Consider the following 18,444-nt stretch of genomic DNA (forward strand, 5'->3'; position numbering starts at 1 on the left):
TTTATTCAGCATGAAAAAGTATAAACGATTTAAAAAAAAAATGATGACTTCTGTTCTTATTGGATTGATAGGGGCATTGTGTTTGAATGTATCTGCACAAAAAAAGAATATTGTTTTTCTTTTTGCAGATGATGCAGGCTACCATGATTTTGGTTTCCAAGGTAGTCAAACCATCAAGACGCCTAATCTGGATCAGTTGGCTTCGGAGGGAGTTCTGTTTAAACAAGCTTATACAACAGCTGCTGTTTGTGGCCCCTCTAGAGCAGGTTTGCTGACAGGAATGTACCAACAACGTTTTGGCATTGAGGAAAACAATGTTCCAGGTTATATGAGCGCTTCTTCCAAGCTGTTGGCTGATGAAATGGGCTTGCCATTGCATCTTAAAACCATCGCCGATTACCTGAATCCATTGGGGTATCAGTCTATTGTTCTTGGTAAATGGCATTTGGGAAATGCAGATAAGTACCATCCTTTAAAAAGAGGATTTGATGAGTTCTATGGTTTTAGAGGAGGGTCACGCAGCTTTTTACCTTTAACGCAAAAACAAGCTATCAATAGGTTAGAGGATAGGTTAGAAAGAGGTTTTGAAAATTATCAGGAACCGGATAAGTATCTTACCTATGACTTAGCGGATGAGGCTTGTGACTTTATTGAGAGAAACCAGAAGAGACCTTTTTTTATGTATATGTCGTTTAATGCTGTGCATACTCCACTTCAAGCCACAAAAGAAGATTTGGCGCAAGTTGAAGGTCTAACAGGAAAACGAAAGATATTAGCAGCCATGACGATCGCTCTGGATCGTGCTTGTGGGCAAATATTGGATAAATTGAAAGAATTGGGGCTGGAAAAGAATACCTTGGTTGTTTTTGCCAATGATAACGGAGGACCTGATGGCTCCTTGACATGCAATTACCCCTTAAGTGGATGTAAATCGAACCATTTGGAAGGTGGTATCAGAGTTCCTTTTCTTATGAAGCTCCCTGAAGTTATTAAACCAGGTTCCCGTTTCGATGATCCTGTAAGTCTTCTGGATCTGCTGCCCACTTTTGTAAATGTGGCAGGTGGTGATGCTTCGCAAATAAAAGGATTGGACGGCGTGGATTTACTTCCCTATGTTACGGGTAAAAATAAGTCGGAACCTCATGAGCTATTGTTTTGGAAAAAAGAAAATAGAGGGGTCGTGAGAAAAGGTGATTGGAAATTACTTCGTTATCCCGATAGACCCGCAGAACTCTATAATATCGCTAAAGATGAATCGGAAAGTAATAACCTGGCTTATAAGTATCCGGAAAAAGTGCGTGAGATGTTTAAGTTATTATGGGAATGGGAAGGTGAATTGGAACGCCCTCTTTGGCAGCTAAAAAGGGTTTATGAAGTGAATGCCATGAGACGAATGGATGAGAAAAGAACCCCTGTTTTGGATGAAGTAGAGCAATAAGTAATATATAACAGAGAAAGGGTGTGGATAACAAATCTACACCCTTTTTTATTGTTGGTATTGTATTTATTACCAATGGTTTAACTTAAAATTTCGTCCAGAGTAATATAATCGCCTACTTTACCAGTCATTTTTTCCATGTCTGTTTGAACAGGTAGGGTCTTTTTTCCCGGTCTCCATCCTGCTGGACAAACTTCTCCTGTTTTACTGGCATGTTGCCAAGCTTTGATCTGTCTGAGAAATTCTTTTACATTTCTACCAACCGAGTCGGCTTGTACTTCCTGAGCTACACAAACACCATCTGGGTTAAAAAGAAATCTTCCTCTTAGGGCCACACCTTCTTCTTCAATGAGTACACCAAAGGCACGACTTACTTCTAATGTGGTGTCAGCTCCCAAGGTTAATTTTAAGCCCTTCAGGATAGGTTCTGTTTCAATAAATCGCTTATGAGAAAATTTAGAGTCAACAGAAACAGGTAATAGCTCTACTCCCAGCTCCTGAAACTCGTCATAATGAGCATTCATAGCGGCTATTTCTGTTGGACATACAAATGTGAAATCTGCGGGATAAAAACAAACAACAGTCCACTTATCTTTATAGTCTTTGCTGGATACGCTTGTGAAATGACCTGTTTTGGCATCGTATGCCTCCATTTCAAATGCAGGCATTTCTTGTCTTACCATAGTTGCACTCATCATTTTTCTCTCCTTATTTATTTGATTATTTACATCTAATTCTTCCGTTGCAATCTTTTTTTTGCGTGGTTTTACACCGTTTACACATGCCATAATAGTTTATTTTAATGCTGCGTTTAACATCCATATCATTTTTTCTTGCTCTTCAATGTATCCGGACAACATAGACACAGTTCCTTCGTCTCCATGTTCCGAAGAGAATGAAAGTATTTCACGTTCAATGGCAAGGAGTTTCTTTGTGTCCTGAAGTAGATATTTAACAGTATCTTCAGCTGAACTTACATTTGTTTGTTCGTTGATTTCTGAAATTTTAAGATACTCACTAAAAGAGTGTAGTGGTTTTCCACCCAAAATTAAAATACGTTCAGCTACCTCGTCGGCCATTTCGTTCAGTTGGTTGTATATCTCTTCGAACTTTGCATGAAGAACAAAGAACTGTTTGCCTACGATGTTCCAGTGAAATCCACGAACGTTCATATACGAGATTTGTAAACTGCTTAAATAAGCATTTAATTTTCCTGATACTTCTTCAGTGTACTCTGATTTTAATCCTATATTATTCATAATACCATTTTTATATATTGATATCAAAGTTACATCAAGGGATTGGTATTATTTTTTACATATGTTAAAAAATCACTTTCTGGAACGAATGCGACTCAGGGAGACTTGTGAAATGCCTAGGAAGCTAGCTGTATCTCCCAAACTGATACGTTGTTGTAGATGGCCATATTCCAGAATGAATTTATCATATCTTTCTGTCGCATTTTCATGAAGCATGGTTTTTAAACGTTCAATGGACATAATGGCCATATTGGAAATGACAATTCTAATAAATCGTTCGAAGGAGTGATATTTTGAACAAAGGTATTCCATCTTGTCATATTCTAGATATATGAGGGTAGAATCTTCCAGTGCTATGGTTGAATATTTTGCAGGTATATTGCTCAGAAAACTATCAGATATGGTTACAAAACGATGATCGCAAAAGAATCTTAGGATATATTGATTTCCATTGTGGTAATAATAATGTTTCAAGAGTCCTTTTTCAACAAAATAGAGATGACGAGAAATTTTCCCTTTGTGATTAACCATCTCACCTTTTTTAAAAGTTCTTTTCTTAAGAAGTTCGGCTAGTTCTTCTCTGACTTCTTTTTCAAGAGAGGTAATGTTTTCTGCTTGTTCTATAAAATCATTCATACAATATGAAATATATATAATAGGTTCAATCATTGCGCTGATAAATAGTTACCGATGAAATGAGTAGTGTCTGAGTCAGCTCCTGCATGTGAGTATGAGGACTGTCCGTTTTTTTGAGCGAGATTTACAACTTTATTCGATAAGTGGTAGGTGATACATGAATAACAATTGTTATAGCTGTCGCACTTATGTTTTATTTTAGACAATCCTTTTTTCAAATATAAAACTTATTGAGTACAAAACAATGTTTTTATGCAGGCTGATGTAATGGTACTAATGATTGCTTTTGTTATGTTTGTATGAAGTATACATATTGAGTTCTATGAGAAAGTATATTTTATTAACAGTGATCTTTTTTCTAGCTATTGAGCTACAAGCAATAGACGCCCCCAAAAGAGAGATGCGTGCTGTGTGGATAGCCTCAGTAGCCAATATTGACTGGCCTTCTAAACCAGGTCTTTCTGCGGAGATACAACAAAGAGAAATGATTGAACTACTGGATCTGGCAAAGCAGTATAGGATGAATACTGTTGTCTTCCAGATTCGCCCAGCAAGTGACGCCTTGTATCCATCGTCAATAGAGCCATGGTCCCAATGGCTAGAAGGTGTGCAAGGTAAGGCTCCAGATCCATATTATGATCCTCTTCAATTTACAATTGAGGCGTGTAAAAAGCGAGGTTTGGACATTCACGTTTGGTTAAATCCATACAGGGCTGTGTTTGATACGGCACGTAGTTCTGTATCTGAAAACCACCCTACACGTTTGCATCCAGAGTGGTTCGTGACTTATGGGAAAAAGCGTTATTTTAATCCAGGCCTTCCGGAAACACGTGGGCATGTAACTTCCGTTGTGGCAGATATTGTACGAAGGTATGATGTGGATGCCATCCATTTTGATGATTACTTTTATCCATACCGTATTGCAGGAAAAGATTTTCCTGATCAGAATGCATTTGAGATGTACCCTCGCGGATACAACAAAGAACAAAAGGACGATTGGCGGAGGGATAACGTTGATTTAATAATTCAACAGTTGCATGATACCATAAAACAAATAAAGCCCCACGTGGAGTTTGGTATTTCTCCCTTTGGTGTGTGGAGGAACCAATCTAAAGATCCCACCGGATCTGCTACACGAGCTGGACAAACCAATTATGATGATTTATATGCTGATATTTTAAAGTGGGAAAGAAATGGTTGGATCGATTATGTAAGCCCCCAGATATATTGGCATATTGGTAAAGAAGTGGCCGATTATGCCATCATTACAGATTGGTGGAGTAAGAATGCCTATGGATGCCTGTTGTATACCGGACAAGCTTTGTATAAATTAGATAAAAAGTCAAATGTAAAAGCCTGGCGATCATCCAAAGAAATTATGCGGCAAATTAAATTAAACAGATCCATTCCTAATATCGGAGGAAGTATGTTTTTTAGCGCCAACTATCTTAGAAATAACCCTTTGAAGGTGAAGGAGAAGATAAAGAGAAGGCTGTTTAAATATTACGCTTTACCTCCTGTGAATATGCGGGTGGCACAGGTTTTGCCTGAAGCACCTAAAAATGCCCGTATTGAGGTGGTTGATGATAGAATAAGCTTGACTTGGGATGCCGGCGAGAACAATGCTTATTTTGTGATTTATAAATTTAAAAGAAATAAAGCAGCAAATATCGAAAATGCGGCAAATATTGTAAGAGTAACAGGAACAAATAGTATTAAAGGCTTTGTTAATCGTTTTACAGATCCCCATAAATACTATTATGCGGTAAGTGGAATCAGTAAAACCAACCAAGAATCGGTTTGTGTTATTTTTAAGTAAATTGAACTTGCAATAGGTGAATCAAACAGCTCTTCTAATGTTAAGATAAGGTTATTTTAATGTTAATTTTGAGGAGATGATTGGAGCTTACCTTATTGGAGTATTACTTTTACCAAAAATCGTAATGCCTTTATTCATTGAGGTAATTTTGTTATCTTTTTAGATTACATGCTATGTTAGACTTAACTACATTTTTAATTGTTATTCCAATTGTCTTATTGATGGCTATTTTGGTAGTGATAACCAATAAGAAAAATAAAAAGAAAATTAAATGGAAGCAAGCCGATATATGGCTGGAAACCGGTGATTTTATTAAGCTAAAGAAGTGGGCGAGAGAAGTAAAAGATAAGAATGTTCCTGCATCCAAAGAATGGAAGAAGGCTGATTCTTTAGAGCAAAAAGCCAAAAGTATAGAACAGGATTTTAGTTTAATGGAAGATGTTGTGGTGGGACAGCTGAAGGAAAAAATGGGACAATACAGTCAGTCGGAACGCTATAGCTGGGAAAAAAACGGCTTATTACCATACAAGGTTATTGATGGAGAAAAAAGATATTTTAAAAATGGAGTAAGTGATGTAAATATGTCCTTACTTAAAGGAGGTAAAGAATTGGGCGTTTTATCTAAAAACCCCATGGGACATGGTAAAGGCATGGTTAGTTAGAGGCTTTTTACCATACTTTTGTATGTCCTGTTCTTACGTGATATATGGATATCACATAGGTGCTGTTTTATGAAGTTAAGGCACTTTTTTGCTTCAATATTACGAGCAGTTATCATACCTAAGTCAAATATACAGCCTGTTAGTTCCTTTTTATTTACCCATTAATTTTTACCTTTGTTGCTTAATTTTAGGTAAGAATTTTAGTTTTAATTTAAATTATTGATACAGTGCCGGATACAAGATATATTTTTGTAACAGGAGGGGTTGCCTCGTCGTTAGGTAAAGGAATTATTTCAGCTTCGTTGGCCAAGCTGCTACAATCAAGAGGATACAAAGTTACCATTCAAAAGTTAGACCCGTATTTAAATGTGGATCCGGGAACGTTAAACCCATATGAGCATGGCGAATGCTATGTGACTGAGGATGGAGCAGAGACTGATTTAGATTTGGGGCACTACGAACGTTTTTTGAATGTTCCTACTTCTCAGGCCAATAATGTAACTACCGGAAGGATTTACCAAAATGTGATTAACAAGGAGCGTAAAGGTGATTATCTTGGTAAAACAGTTCAGATTATTCCTCATATTACAGATGAAATTAAACGTAATATCAAGCTTTTGGGTACCAAACACAAATTTGATGTGGTAATTACCGAAATTGGTGGTACGGTTGGTGATATTGAGTCATTGCCCTATGTGGAAGCAGTACGTCAGCTGAAATGGGAATTGGGTAATAGAGCTTTGGTGATTCACTTAACTTTGGTGCCTTACTTAAATGCTTCTGGTGAACTGAAAACCAAACCCACTCAACATTCTGTAAAGACCTTGTTGGAAGCTGGGGTACAACCTGATGTGCTGGTGCTGCGCACTGAGCATAATCTAGGATCTGATATTCGTAAAAAAGTAGCCTTGTTCTGTAATGTGAACCCTCGTGCTGTTATTCAATCCATTGATGTATCTACTATTTATGAGGTGCCGGTTAAAATGCAGGAGGAAGGACTGGATGAAATCTGTCTTGAAAAATTAGAACTTCCTGTGAGTAAAAAGCCGGACCTGAAAAGGTGGAAGCATTTTTTGGCCAAAATGAAAGGTGCTGAAGAAAAAGTGATCATCGGTTTGGTAGGTAAATATGTTGAACTTCCGGATGCTTACAAGTCTATCATTGAGGCGCTTATTCACGCTAGTACTTATCATGACCGTAAAGCCGAAGTGAAATTGATTCATTCGGAATCCATAAATGGCGAAAATGTGGCGGAGAAGTTGAGCGGACTGGACGCTGTTCTGGTGGCCCCCGGATTTGGAAATAGAGGTATTGAAGGTAAACTGGAAGCGGTTAAATATGCACGCGAAAATAACATGGTGTTTCTTGGTATCTGTTTAGGAATGCAATGTGCTGTCATTGAATTTGCACGTAACGTGATTCATCTGGGAAAAGCAAATTCAACAGAGATGGATCACCTATCTCCTTATCCCGTGATTGACCTGATGGAAGATCAAAAGAATGTCACCGACATGGGGGGTACGATGCGCTTGGGAGCCTATGAATGTACACTAAAAGAGGGTAGTAAATCTTACGAAGCATACAAAGGAAAAACTACCCATGAGCGTCATAGACATCGTTATGAATTTAATAATGACTATCTGGAACGGTTCGAACAAAACGGAATGATGGCTACTGGTTGTAACCCGGAAACAGGATTGGCTGAAATTGTTGAGGTGCCAGAGTTGAAATGGTTTGTGGGTGTGCAGTTTCACCCTGAATACAGCAGTACAGTTTTAAAACCACATCCGATATTTATGTCGTTTATAAATGCTGCTATCAGTAAATAAAACTACACAAAAATTAATATAAGAAATAATATTAAAAATGGATAAAAATTCCGTTACGGGTATGATACTAATCGCCGCTATTTTAGGGGCGTTTTGGTGGCTTAATAAACCCAGTGCAGAAGAAATAGAAGCACAAAAAAGATATCAGGACTCGATTGCAAAAGTTGAAGCCGTAGCAGCTAAAGAAGCAGCCCTTGAATCCAGTAATATGGTGGTCGAAAATGAGGTAGCGTCTGTAACTGTTGACGATAGCACAACGCAACAACAATTGGCCGATAAATATGGTCTTTTTGCGGATGCTGTTAAGGGTGAAAATAAGTTTTATACCTTGGAGAATGAACGTATTAAAGTTACGTTCTCAAGTCGGGGTGCAAAAGTTTATTCGGTACAACTGAAAGAATATACCAATTTTGAGGAAAAAGCATTGGTGCTTTTTGACGGAGATAAAAATCAATTTGGTTTTAATTTTTTTCACAATAACCGTATCCTTAATACCAATCACCTTTTCTATTCTATTGATGAAGCGGCCAGTAATGATTCTACCTTGAGGTTTAAATTAAGTGTGGGTGATGACCAGTTTATGGCTTTTGAATATAAGCTTTCTTCCAATTCTTATTTGTTAGATTTCAATATTGTCCAAAATAATATGGATGATGTTATTCAGTCTAACCGTGGAGGTTTTGATCTGGATTGGAAAATGGACGTGATAGCGCAGGAAAAAGGAAGGAAATTTGAAATACAATATTCTGGTGTGTATTTTAAATACGATTTGGATGTGGTTGACGATATTTCAGGTAAATCAGGAAGTGAGGACTTTAGAACACCTGTAAAATGGATTGCGTTCAAAGATCAGTTTTTCTCGTCTATCCTGATCGCCAAAGATAGATTTTCTGGTGGTAAAGTGGATGTGAATGTTTATCCCGAAGAAGATAATACTCCTGTTTTGAGTACCAACACAGCTTCATTGATTATACCTCATGATGGCGGTGCACTGAATACAAAAGCTTTTCAGTTTTATTTTGGTCCTAATAAGTACAAGACACTGAAGAAATTTAAAGATTTAGACCTTAAAGAAATTGTTCCTTTAGGATGGGGTATCTTTGGATGGATCAATAGATATGCCATTATTCCTATCTTTAACTGGTTAGAGGGGGGTATTGCTAGTTATGGTTTGATCATTTTACTATTGACTTTGATTATTAAGTTGGTGTTATTCCCTTTAACATATAAGTCGTATATGTCAACGGCTAAGATGCGGGTGTTGAAGCCGCAAATTGATGCCATCAATGAGAAGATACCGGCCGATAAAGCAATGGAACGCCAAAAGGCTACCATGGCCTTATACAGTAAAGCAGGTGTGAGCCCCTTGGGTGGTTGTTTGCCTATGGTGCTGCAGATGCCCATTTTGTTTGCGATGTTCCGGTTTTTTCCTGCTTCTATCGAATTAAGGCATGAGAGCTTTTTGTGGGCAACAGACCTATCAAGTTATGATTCTATTTGGAATATGCCTTTTACAATTCCTTTTTATGGAGACCATGTTAGTTTGTTCTGTTTGTTGATGTCGATTACCAATATTGTATACACCAAGATGAACCAGGAAATGACACAATCAACTAGTCAAATGCCTGGTATGAAAGGTATGATGTATATGATGCCTGTTATGTTTATGGTGTTCTTTAATAACTATGCTTCTGGTTTGAGTTATTATTACTTTATATCTACACTTATTACGATTCTTCAAACTATTTTAATCAGAAGATTCGTTGATGAGGAAGCTATTTTGGCCAAGTTAAATGCCAATCAAAAGAAACCTAAAAAGAAATCTGGTTTTCAGGCAAGACTAGAGGAAATGCAGAAAAAACAACAGTTGCAACAACAGTCGCAAAAGAAAAAGAATAAAAAATAAAATACTATATTATAGCAACAAAAAAGGAGAGCCCAATGGCTCTCCTTTTTTGTTGCTTCTATGAATTAATGGCTTCAAAAGAAGTCACTTGGTTACTTTTTTTAGGCTTAAGCCCTCCATTAACTTCAATTTCCAAATATTTTCCAGGTTTAATGATTCCTGTATGTTAGGTATTATTTCTTTTATTGGGTCCAGTATGGAGTTCTCTATTAGGTGATCGGGAGGAATAATTACCTTTAGTGATAGGGGATTTATTTCTATGGTAGCTTTATTACCCAGTGATACTGGCTCCCCGTCAATATGGGCTTTTAATTCTGTGGGGTGGATTATATCAACCCTTTTAGCTCGTACTATTTCGTCATTGTCATTTTTGTTGATAGACTTATCCAATAGGCTGAATATCATAGCTGGGGCATTAAACTTTGGGAAGTCACGAATAATGCTTACATCTATTAACCCATCGTCAATTTTAGCATTGGGAGCAATATGTATGTTGTTGCCATACTGTGATGAATTGGCAAAACTAATCAAAAATGCCTTCCTTCGATATTCTTTACCATCTATTTTTAATGTATATGTGTCTGATTGATACCCTGCAAACTCGGTTGTAATAAGTTGTAAATATCCCAAAGGGCCTCTTAGTTTTTTTCCTTCAAAATTATGGCTGATGTGTGCATCAAAACCAATACCAGCCACGTTAACGGAGCAGTATTGATTGACCCTCATTGTGTCAATTTTTTTTTCACGAAAAAAATTTAAACTCTGAATGGCCTTATGAATGCGCATGGGGATCTGCATAAATCGTGCTAATCCGTTACCTGAGCCCGTTGGTATGATGGCCAATGCTGTTTGTGTCCCGACTAGCTTTGAAGCTACTTCATTAACTGTCCCATCTCCTCCTACTGCTACAATTGCATCGTATTGACCTACTGCGTTCCCGGTAAGCTCTCGGGCATGTCCTTTAAACTTGGTGTAAGCAATGTCTACGCTTAGGATATTTTTATTCAGCTCCGACTCGATATATTTCTCAATAGTCCTTTGTTTTCCAATTCCTGAGACTGGATTGATAAGAAAAAGAATCTTTTTGCTCATTGTTACGTATGGTATTTAATTATACAAAGCTATAAAACAAAGCGGATATTTGGTGCGCTTTTATCATCGATTAAAAATATGGCTGAAACGAATTAATTAGTTTTAAAAAAGAATTAGATTTAAAGCCGAATAAAACACATTTTTTATGGAGACACTTTTGCAGCTAGACAGTAATTTATTGCTGCTATTGAATTATTATCATTCTGATTTCTGGGATTTCGCATTTTGGACTATATCAAGTACACTTATTTGGGTGCCCTTGTATATTATGATTGTTTATGCGATCGTTAAAGGACAGAAATGGCAAAGTTGGATTACCTTGTTGGCCGTTGTAGTTTTGGTATTTGCCTGTGATTGGATATCTACCGATATTCTTAAACATGGTATACAACGATTTCGTCCTACACATCACCCGGATTTAAAAGGCATTGTAAAAACCGTGTTTGGTTATCGGGGAGGAAGTTTTGGCTTTGTGTCTTCGCATGCCGCTAATACGATGGGATTGGCCGTGTTCAGCTCCCTGGTATTTAAAAATAGATATTATTCCATTTTTATCTTGTCATGGTCCTTTGTTGTGGGGTATTCCCGAATTTATCTGGGGGTTCATTTTCCAGGAGATATTTTGGGCGGCTATATTTTAGGAGCTTCTTTAGGGTATGTCGTTTATAAATTATATGGAAGGTTTTTGCCCAAGTTTGTTCGCTTAACCTATTTTAATAGGAAGGGTTTAGCTCGTGGTATTGCAGAACAGTTTGATCGTGCGCATGTCATGCAAATTGTATTTGTGGGTCTATTGACTTTTGTATGTGTGTTGATTGTATCAAAAGTATTATTACATTGATGTTTATTTTTTTGTGGGGTGGTGCGCTGTTGGGCAAGTGAAATGCTACTTATTGAGGTTTCGTGCTTGCTTGTTGCATAATATTAGTTTTTAATTTCAAATTAAATGCCTATATTTAAGACACTTCGAATTTTAAAAGATATGGCTTATGAGCACCACAATCACTTTCAATCAGCTAAGAAAGCTTAAAGACAGTTTGCCAGATGGCAGCATGAGAACAATTGCGGAAGAATTAGACTTGAATGTTGAAACCGTACGAAATTATTTTGGAGGAAAAAATTATGAGAGGGGCCGGAGCGTAGGTATTCATATTGAACCAGGACCTGATGGGGGAATCGTAGAATTGGATGACACAACCATATTAGAATTCGCAAAGGATATCTTAATAGGAAATAAGGAGGTACATGCGTATAACTAATGTAAAGAAATTACAAAAAAAAGGTGCTCAATCAGCACCTTTTTTTTGTTTTATATTATTTGACTTTTTCGCCTCGTTTTAAAACAGTTTCGTCTCTTTTTAAGGAGTATTTCAGTAGGAGAAAGCCTCCAACACCGGCTACTATCGATCCAAGAAAGATGCCAATTTTAGCTTGGTTCAATATCTCTGCCGAATGGGTATAGGCCAAACTGGCAATGAATATTGACATGGTAAAACCAATACCTCCAAGAAGACCTAATCCCGCAAACGATAGCCAGGATGAACCTTTGGGTTTTACAGAGAAACCCAAGCGCACAGCTAACCAAGAAAAGAATGTAATACCAATCACTTTTCCAAAAACTAAACTGAAGGCTATGGCAAAAGAAACCAGACCAAATACCTGCGCTCCATCGTTGCCAGCACTTAATACAACACCTGCATTGGCTAATGCAAAGACCGGAAGAACAAATACACTGATAAATCCATGAAATTGATGTTCGATGTATTGTAGTGGACTTCTAACCTTTTTAACGGCATATTCTATTTCGTCTACCGCATGCATCTGTTCGTCTGTTAAAACCATCTCATGTGTGTTTTTAGCAACCTTTCCAAAATGATTTAAACCATGGTTCACCTGGGGTAGAAAATGATTGATATGTACTTTAGGTTTTGCTGGAATTGTAAAGGCTATTAGTACCCCCGCTATAGTGGCATGAAGCCCCGATCCGGGTCCGTCAACCCCCGATATTATAAATAAGTACCAGATGACAAAACCTAAGAATGTGTATAGACGTAAATCCTGAATGTTTCGCATATTGGCAATGGCCAAAACACCTAAAAGTGCGGCTGCTATAATCAAATACGTCCATTGAAGTTCTCCTCCGTAAAATAAGGCGATTACTAAAACTGCACCCAGATCATCAACAATGGCTAAGGCGGTTAAAAATACTTTTAAGCTAAGGGGAACCCGTTTCCCTAACATACCTAGTATTCCTAATGAAAAGGCAATATCTGTGGCCATGGGAATACCCCAGCCACTGTTAGCGTCGCCTTCCAACCCAAATGAAAAGAAAAAGATAACTGGTACAATCATACCTCCAATGGCCGCAAAAATAGGTAAGGAGGCTTGTTTAAAAGAGCTTAGTTCTCCTGCTAAAAATTCGCGTTTTATTTCCAGTCCTACCACAAAAAAGAAGATGGCCATTAATCCATCGTTGATCCAGTGATGCCAGCTCATTTTTAAATGAAACATATTTACATCAATGGATAAAACATCGTGCCAGGTGTGTTCGTATAAATGATGATCTACATTGGCCCAAACAACGGCTGCAAATGTGGCTATCATTAAAAGTGCGCTTCCTCCGGTAATACCTTTGAAGAAACGCTGGAAGTAACTCAAGTCTTTTTGATTTTCAGTCTTTGTCATCTTATTGTTATGTTAGTCTAATTGTTTTTTATTTAGATACTCATTGGCCACTTCTAATTTTTCGGGGGTGCCAATATCAAACCAATAATCGTCCCAATCTGTCCAAGCGTAAATGGCCCTTTGGCTGGATACATCCAAGTATCCTTCTATGATTGAAAATTTTCGGGGGGTGCCCAATTGTTTTAGTAACTGGGGATGGATGATGTGGATACCAGAAAATGCGTATGTGTTGTAGCTTGTTTGTTTACGTGTGATACGTTGTTCTCCGCTAGTAATGTTTTCCCATCCCGATAATCGCTTGTCTTTGTCGAATAATAATTGCCTGGAGCTTGAACGTTTTTTTACCATTAAACTCGCCATACCACCCATTTGGTGGTGATAAGCAACCATTTTATTTAGGTCTGCCCCTGTTAAAACATCTGCATTGTAAAGAATAATGTCTTTTTGGGGAGTAAACAGGGGAGCAGCTTTCAGTAAGCCACCACCTGTCTCCAGTAATTCATCACTCTCGTCCGATATTAAAAGTTCAACGTTCGTATATCTTAAGGATGATATAAAATCCTTAATAACATGGGAATGATGATGCACATTGATCACGATTTTATGGACACCTACCTCTGCCAATTTTTCAATGGCATGTTGCAGCATGGGCTTACCTGCTACTTCAACCAATGCTTTGGGTTTGTTCTTGGTTATGTGTGCCAAACGTGTACCTAGGCCGGCAGCGAAAATGAGTGCGTTCATCTATTAATGGTTCGAGAGGGTGATGTTTATACAAAAATAATAAATTTTAATACCAAAATATATAGCGAGTGTAGAATAGGACACTCCTTGCATCGGTATTATACACATGCATTGCTTAATGTAAGCAATGAAAGGTGATGTATTTGCTTGATATTGAAGGTTCAGTATCATCTTTGCAGGTTATTGTAAAGAATGGTGAGATTTTAGACTTTCACAGGTTTACAAAGTTTTTTTTCTTTGTTTGCGGTGGAGTTGCATTTTTTGCATTTATATTTGTGCCCCTTGTGATCTTTGGTGTCTACATTGTTTTTGTTAGCATCTTTACATTTCTTATTTCCCATGGTTTTAACCTTTTTTTATTTCTTGTTCTACATGTCGCAGATGAACGGTAACCGGGTATTTTCTTTTGATATATTCTGCTAATCTTTCTGCACAGTATACCGATCTGTGTTGTCCTCCAGTACAACCAAAATTAACCATTAAATGTTTAAAATTTCTGGAAATATATTTTTCAATAGATTTGGAAACCAAAGGATAGATGCCATCCAGGAAGTCTTTCATTTCAGGTTCATTTTCAAAGAATTGAATGACTGGTTTATCTTTTCCAGTGATATGTTTGTATGCCTCATATCGTCCTGGATTATGAATGGCTCTGCAATCAAAAACAAAGCCTCCTCCATTGCCGCTCATGTCATAGGGAATACCTCTCTTGTATGAAAAGCTATTGATGGTTACTGTGAGAGCATTTATTTTTGATAACTTTTCGTTATGTGTTAATGCCTCTAATACTTTGTTTAATTCAGGTATGTCTATGGGTAGGGGATGGTTAGATAAAAGATAGGTGATGTTTTTGAGGGCAAAAGGAATACTTTTTAAAAAATGTTCCTTTTTTTCATAAAATCCTCTAAAACCATAGGCACCCATGGCCTGCATAATTCTGATGTATACGTATGCTGTAAAATGATTTTTAAATGTTCTTGTATCTACTTCTTTGTGCTTTTGTAATGTTTGAATATAATGCTCATATAACATATTTCTTACGGCTGCAGGTATGTCTGCTTTGCCATCATACAAAAGAGAGGCTAGGTCGTATTGTAATGCTCCTTTGCGTCCGCCTTGATAGTCAATGAAATAAGGTTCACCTTCTTTTATCATGATATTACGCGACTGAAAATCGCGATATAAAAAATAGTCATGCTCGGCTAGCAATAAAAAATCCATTAAACATTGAAAGTCTTCTTCTAATTTTTGTTCATCAAAAGGTATTTGAGCCAACTTTAAAAAGTAGTATTTGAAATAGTGCAAATCCCATTGCATCGACTGTCGGTCAAAAGCTTTTCGGGGGTAACATAGATTAAAATCTAGTCCCTCACTACCCTTTAACTGAAATACAACCAATTCTTCTATGGTCTTTTTATATATTTCTATCAATGATTCAGGAAACTCATCTTCGGTTCTGTTTTTCTGCAAAAATTCAAATAAGGTAGTATTGCCCAAGTCTTCTAATAGGTATACATTATTGTCTGTGTCGTATTCGTATATATGGGGTACTTTTAATCCTAAGGTGTAAAAGTGTTCCGAAAATCCAATGAAGGCATTATTTTCTTTTTTATCAGCGTTAAACGCACCTAAGGCTGATTTACCTCCTCCTTCAAAACGAACATATTCGCGGTACGATCCTGATGAAGGTAACATATGTAATGATTCCACGGGTTCACCCATATGACGAGTGAACATTTTCATTAGTAGTTGTAATTTATCTTGTTCCATTTTTCAGGGTATTTGAAGTCTGTTTTTATTCTCTTTTCAAAGCTAATGAAAAAAGTTCATAAGTGTTTGATGGCATAGGATAGCTTTGGTTTGTGGTAGAGCATGGGTTGCGTACCTGAACTTTCTAGTCTGCTCTGAAATAGCTCCAATGAAAGAGATGCAGTAAGGGGAGGTCGTGTGTTAATAGGGTGTTGGAATGTAAGTGTGAAGGTGCTTATTAATGAGTTGATTAAAATCGGATGTTTCATCTTATGAAAAGGAGTAGAGGATGCTTGTTTTTGCATATGTATATTTTAATTTGAAGAGAGGAATGGGGGTATGTCTATTGTAGAACATATTTGTGCAATAGTCAAAAAATGTAAAAAAATTTACAATTTTTCACAATTGTAATAAAAAATTAATACTTTTGGGGAGAAGTTTTTCTAGTTGTTCACTTTAAAAGATTAATACTTATGAGCTTATTTGGTATCATTGCAGTTTTAGTGGGAATCGTTTTAGTACACAGAGAAAGAATCAGATTAATGGAGAAATTGCAAGCTATTGAGTAATTCTACTATAATAGCGGAAAAAGGTTCTAGTCTTACTTATATAATTTATAAGTGATCGTGAAAAACAAAAACATCTAAATTTGAATTTAGGTGTTTTTGTTTTTTGTATACTTACTGTACTACTTGTTTCAGGATAGCTATTGGCTGATCGTTCTTTTTAATTTGTTCGAAGAAATCGATAAAGCTGTCATATTCTTCGGCGGGATATTTGCCGCTATTCATTTCCATATATCTGGAATATATGATTTTATTGCCTTTTATTTTTGTTGCGCATTTGTACTGTCCAAATTTACTGTTTATAGTATATGCTTCTGGAATTATTTCTATGGCATAGTTTTCTGGGATGGAGTAGCTGATGGTGTCTAAATTGCAGTATTCTTTTTTTACTACAATGTCTAGTGCTCTATTCTGAAGCTTGGGAGGTACGTAATTCCTTTTTTTTATCAGCTTTAACGGTAAAAATAACCTACTTCCACTTTTGGATGCGTAGCTGGGGAGTGTTAGGTTTAATTCTTCATAGAGACTGGGCTTTCTTGTTTTTACGTTATCAATTTTAAAATGGGTGATTTTAAAATTTGGAATATTGCATTCATCATGTAATAATTTTAGTTGGTCTTCTTTGTCTTCTTCAGCGAACCAATGTTTGTTGTCGTACTCTAATCCTTTATAAATAGTCGTTACAGAAGCAGTGCCATCTCCTGATGGTGCAATTTTTACATTTGCAGTTCTTATGATTTTGTTTTCTTCTTTGCCATACTTGGGGGTTTGGGCCAGGACACCACCGTGTTCGGTAATGAGTAATACTGTTCTGTTGTCAGTAAAGCTTCCTAAGAAACCGCATGGCATGGTTTGGCTGGTGCATTCTAACCAAATAGTATCGGTCGGCATGGGTACGCATAGTATCACGTGGTTGGATTGGTGTGAAATAAACTCTGGATCGAAGTAATAGTCTTGTTTACCTGCTTTTACCACTGTATAATATGATTTTATACCTACACTTTTTAGTATGGCTTTCATATAATTTGATAAGGCTTTGCAGTCGCCATAACCGTTTTTTGATACCGTTTCGGCCGGGAATGGCTGTATTCCTCCAATACCTTCTATTATATTAATATAACGGGTATGTGCTTGCATGTAGGTGTATAACTTTTGAACTTTTTCTAGGTCGTTATGGCATGTTGCTGCTATTTTATCAATCTCGGTTTGTCTTTCTTTGGGTAAGATATCGCGATGACTGTTTAATTCCACTCTAAACTTTCCGAAATCCTCCCATGTCTCAGAATGGCCCAGATAATGATCATATTTGAATTCTTTAAGTCCTACTTTTAAATGTGGCAGGTATTCATTTTTTACAGGACTGTAGGGTTCGCTTTTGTGGGCAGTGGAGTGCCTCATGGTCCAGGTAATCGTGTTTTCCTGTTCTTTTTTTGTTATCTGGTTGTTGAAATGGTATTCTTTGTATTTTATTTTAATTTCCGGGGAATAGCTAAGTATGTAACTGCTTCTTTCAACTGACATATTATCTTCCCATGAGGGATACCATCCATTTATACCATAGGTGTAGTCTCTTTCAATGGTCAGGTTATATTCAATGGTATAGGGATATTCATTTTCGATGGGAAGGCATAGAATAGACCTGGATTCTGAATAGATAGTGCCATATGGATCATAGCTGATGTCTTCCCAATCTTTACGGTTCCATTTTTCTACTTCTTGTCCTAGAGAATTATACATACGAGCACTCACGGCTACAATTTTATTGTTTTTGTCATATGAAAAGCGCTCCCAGGCTTTCTTTTTTCCTTTACTGTTTAAAACGGTAATTGCTTTTGTTATTTGTATCTTCACCTTAGATAGTGAGATTACATTGACTTCCCATTTTTCGTTTCTAACTACTGCGTAAGCATTTTTTTTTAGCGAATCGGGAATTAAAGCAGTGGGGTATTTTAATTCTTTGGCTAATGCAGTATATGTGAATGAACACATGAAAAGCAGAAAGATCAATTGTCGCATTTATTTAGTTTTATGTCTGAAGAAAGAGATGTCGTATGAGCAT

16 protein-coding genes are annotated in these 18,444 nt (G+C 36.9%); 7 read left to right on the forward strand and 9 right to left on the reverse strand.

Annotated features, from left to right (window positions below; genetic code table 11):
* Nucleotides 1-10: 10 nt before the first annotated feature.
* Entirely contained in the window at nucleotides 11-1,438 is a 1,428-nt protein-coding gene (locus CYTFE_RS0103120) for a sulfatase (protein ID WP_027470616.1), read from the forward strand.
* An 80-nt stretch (nucleotides 1,439-1,518) separates the two neighbouring features.
* Here CYTFE_RS0103120 and CYTFE_RS0103125 read toward each other — a convergent pair whose 3' ends face one another.
* The 3 genes from CYTFE_RS0103125 to CYTFE_RS0103135 all read right to left on the reverse strand — a co-directional run bounded on the left by CYTFE_RS0103125 (nucleotide 1,519) and on the right by CYTFE_RS0103135 (nucleotide 3,333).
* Entirely contained in the window at nucleotides 1,519-2,226 is a 708-nt protein-coding gene (locus CYTFE_RS0103125; protein WP_027470617.1) for a peroxiredoxin, read from the reverse strand.
* A gap of 6 nt (nucleotides 2,227-2,232) precedes the next feature.
* Nucleotides 2,233-2,697: a Dps family protein gene (locus CYTFE_RS0103130; RefSeq protein WP_027470618.1), complete on the reverse strand. Its 465-nt coding sequence runs from the start codon at nucleotides 2,695-2,697 to the stop codon at nucleotides 2,233-2,235.
* Nucleotides 2,698-2,769: 72 nt separating this feature from the next.
* Nucleotides 2,770-3,333: a Crp/Fnr family transcriptional regulator gene (locus CYTFE_RS0103135; RefSeq protein ID WP_052342962.1), complete on the reverse strand. Its 564-nt coding sequence runs from the start codon at nucleotides 3,331-3,333 to the stop codon at nucleotides 2,770-2,772.
* 322 nt (nucleotides 3,334-3,655) lie between these two features.
* Here CYTFE_RS0103135 and CYTFE_RS0103140 point away from each other — a divergent pair, with 322 nt between their 5' ends.
* The 4 genes from CYTFE_RS0103140 to yidC all read left to right on the forward strand — a co-directional run bounded on the left by CYTFE_RS0103140 (nucleotide 3,656) and on the right by yidC (nucleotide 9,549).
* The gene (locus CYTFE_RS0103140; RefSeq protein ID WP_027470620.1) at nucleotides 3,656-5,152 is read left to right on the forward strand and encodes a glycoside hydrolase family 10 protein; all 1,497 of its coding nucleotides are present in this window, start codon (nucleotides 3,656-3,658) and stop codon (nucleotides 5,150-5,152) included.
* A 173-nt stretch (nucleotides 5,153-5,325) separates the two neighbouring features.
* A complete protein-coding gene (locus tag CYTFE_RS0103145) occupies nucleotides 5,326-5,814 on the forward strand; it encodes a hypothetical protein (protein WP_027470621.1) in 489 nt (162 codons plus the stop codon).
* 227 nt (nucleotides 5,815-6,041) lie between these two features.
* Nucleotides 6,042-7,643, forward strand: a complete 1,602-nt coding sequence (locus CYTFE_RS0103150) for a CTP synthase (protein WP_027470622.1) — start codon at nucleotides 6,042-6,044, stop codon at nucleotides 7,641-7,643.
* A gap of 37 nt (nucleotides 7,644-7,680) precedes the next feature.
* Nucleotides 7,681-9,549, forward strand: coding sequence for a membrane protein insertase YidC (yidC, locus tag CYTFE_RS0103155; RefSeq protein WP_027470623.1), 1,869 nt, complete (start codon nucleotides 7,681-7,683; stop codon nucleotides 9,547-9,549).
* Nucleotides 9,550-9,633: 84 nt separating this feature from the next.
* Here the strand turns inward: yidC and CYTFE_RS24745 are convergent, their stop codons facing one another.
* Entirely contained in the window at nucleotides 9,634-10,641 is a 1,008-nt protein-coding gene (locus CYTFE_RS24745; RefSeq protein WP_081735897.1) for a diacylglycerol/lipid kinase family protein, read from the reverse strand.
* A gap of 145 nt (nucleotides 10,642-10,786) precedes the next feature.
* Between CYTFE_RS24745 and CYTFE_RS0103165 the strand changes: the two genes are divergently transcribed.
* Entirely contained in the window at nucleotides 10,787-11,482 is a 696-nt protein-coding gene (locus tag CYTFE_RS0103165; protein ID WP_027470624.1) for a phosphatase PAP2 family protein, read from the forward strand.
* A gap of 148 nt (nucleotides 11,483-11,630) precedes the next feature.
* Nucleotides 11,631-11,900 carry a hypothetical protein gene (locus tag CYTFE_RS0103170; protein ID WP_027470625.1) on the forward strand — a complete coding sequence of 90 codons (270 nt, stop codon included), beginning with the start codon at nucleotides 11,631-11,633 and terminating at the stop codon, nucleotides 11,898-11,900.
* A 55-nt stretch (nucleotides 11,901-11,955) separates the two neighbouring features.
* On the opposite strand, the gene nhaA is transcribed toward CYTFE_RS0103170, so the two are convergent.
* The 5 genes from nhaA to CYTFE_RS0103195 form a co-directional block, all read right to left on the reverse strand.
* On the reverse strand, nucleotides 11,956-13,326 hold the full coding sequence (gene nhaA / locus CYTFE_RS0103175; protein WP_044213725.1) for a Na+/H+ antiporter NhaA: 1,371 nt from the start codon (nucleotides 13,324-13,326) through the stop codon (nucleotides 11,956-11,958).
* A 12-nt stretch (nucleotides 13,327-13,338) separates the two neighbouring features.
* Nucleotides 13,339-14,070 carry a nucleotidyltransferase family protein gene (locus tag CYTFE_RS0103180; RefSeq protein WP_027470627.1) on the reverse strand — a complete coding sequence of 244 codons (732 nt, stop codon included), beginning with the start codon at nucleotides 14,068-14,070 and terminating at the stop codon, nucleotides 13,339-13,341.
* A 345-nt stretch (nucleotides 14,071-14,415) separates the two neighbouring features.
* Nucleotides 14,416-15,840, reverse strand: a complete 1,425-nt coding sequence (locus CYTFE_RS0103190; protein WP_027470629.1) for a RapZ C-terminal domain-containing protein — start codon at nucleotides 15,838-15,840, stop codon at nucleotides 14,416-14,418.
* Between the two features lie 56 nt (nucleotides 15,841-15,896).
* Entirely contained in the window at nucleotides 15,897-16,124 is a 228-nt protein-coding gene (locus CYTFE_RS29795) for a hypothetical protein (RefSeq protein ID WP_152541815.1), read from the reverse strand.
* Nucleotides 16,125-16,499: 375 nt separating this feature from the next.
* Nucleotides 16,500-18,401 (reverse strand): transglutaminase-like domain-containing protein, encoded by a 1,902-nt coding sequence (locus CYTFE_RS0103195; RefSeq protein WP_081735898.1) that lies wholly within the window; start codon nucleotides 18,399-18,401, stop codon nucleotides 16,500-16,502.
* Nucleotides 18,402-18,444 lie beyond the last annotated feature (43 nt).

The organism is Saccharicrinis fermentans DSM 9555 = JCM 21142 (assembly GCF_000517085.1).
Taxonomy (GTDB): Bacteria; Bacteroidota; Bacteroidia; order Bacteroidales; family Marinilabiliaceae; genus Saccharicrinis; species Saccharicrinis fermentans.

Bases quoted from the DNA above. Each gene is read 5' to 3' on its own strand.
- CYTFE_RS0103120 (WP_027470616.1), top strand. From the start codon at position 11: ATGAAAAAGTATAAACGATTTAAAAAAAAAATGATGACTTCTGTTCTT.
- CYTFE_RS0103125 (WP_027470617.1), bottom strand. From the start codon at position 2,226: ATGGCATGTGTAAACGGTGTAAAACCACGCAAAAAAAAGATTGCAACG.
- CYTFE_RS0103130 (WP_027470618.1), bottom strand. From the start codon at position 2,697: ATGAATAATATAGGATTAAAATCAGAGTACACTGAAGAAGTATCAGGA.
- CYTFE_RS0103135 (WP_052342962.1), bottom strand. From the start codon at position 3,333: ATGAATGATTTTATAGAACAAGCAGAAAACATTACCTCTCTTGAAAAA.
- CYTFE_RS0103140 (WP_027470620.1), top strand. From the start codon at position 3,656: ATGAGAAAGTATATTTTATTAACAGTGATCTTTTTTCTAGCTATTGAG.
- CYTFE_RS0103145 (WP_027470621.1), top strand. From the start codon at position 5,326: ATGTTAGACTTAACTACATTTTTAATTGTTATTCCAATTGTCTTATTG.
- yidC (WP_027470623.1), top strand. From the start codon at position 7,681: ATGGATAAAAATTCCGTTACGGGTATGATACTAATCGCCGCTATTTTA.
- CYTFE_RS24745 (WP_081735897.1), bottom strand. From the start codon at position 10,641: ATGAGCAAAAAGATTCTTTTTCTTATCAATCCAGTCTCAGGAATTGGA.
- CYTFE_RS0103165 (WP_027470624.1), top strand. From the start codon at position 10,787: ATGGAGACACTTTTGCAGCTAGACAGTAATTTATTGCTGCTATTGAAT.
- CYTFE_RS0103170 (WP_027470625.1), top strand. From the start codon at position 11,631: ATGAGCACCACAATCACTTTCAATCAGCTAAGAAAGCTTAAAGACAGT.
- nhaA (WP_044213725.1), bottom strand. From the start codon at position 13,326: ATGACAAAGACTGAAAATCAAAAAGACTTGAGTTACTTCCAGCGTTTC.
- CYTFE_RS0103180 (WP_027470627.1), bottom strand. From the start codon at position 14,070: ATGAACGCACTCATTTTCGCTGCCGGCCTAGGTACACGTTTGGCACAC.
- CYTFE_RS0103190 (WP_027470629.1), bottom strand. From the start codon at position 15,840: ATGGAACAAGATAAATTACAACTACTAATGAAAATGTTCACTCGTCAT.
- CYTFE_RS29795 (WP_152541815.1), bottom strand. From the start codon at position 16,124: ATGCAAAAACAAGCATCCTCTACTCCTTTTCATAAGATGAAACATCCG.
- CYTFE_RS0103195 (WP_081735898.1), bottom strand. From the start codon at position 18,401: ATGCGACAATTGATCTTTCTGCTTTTCATGTGTTCATTCACATATACT.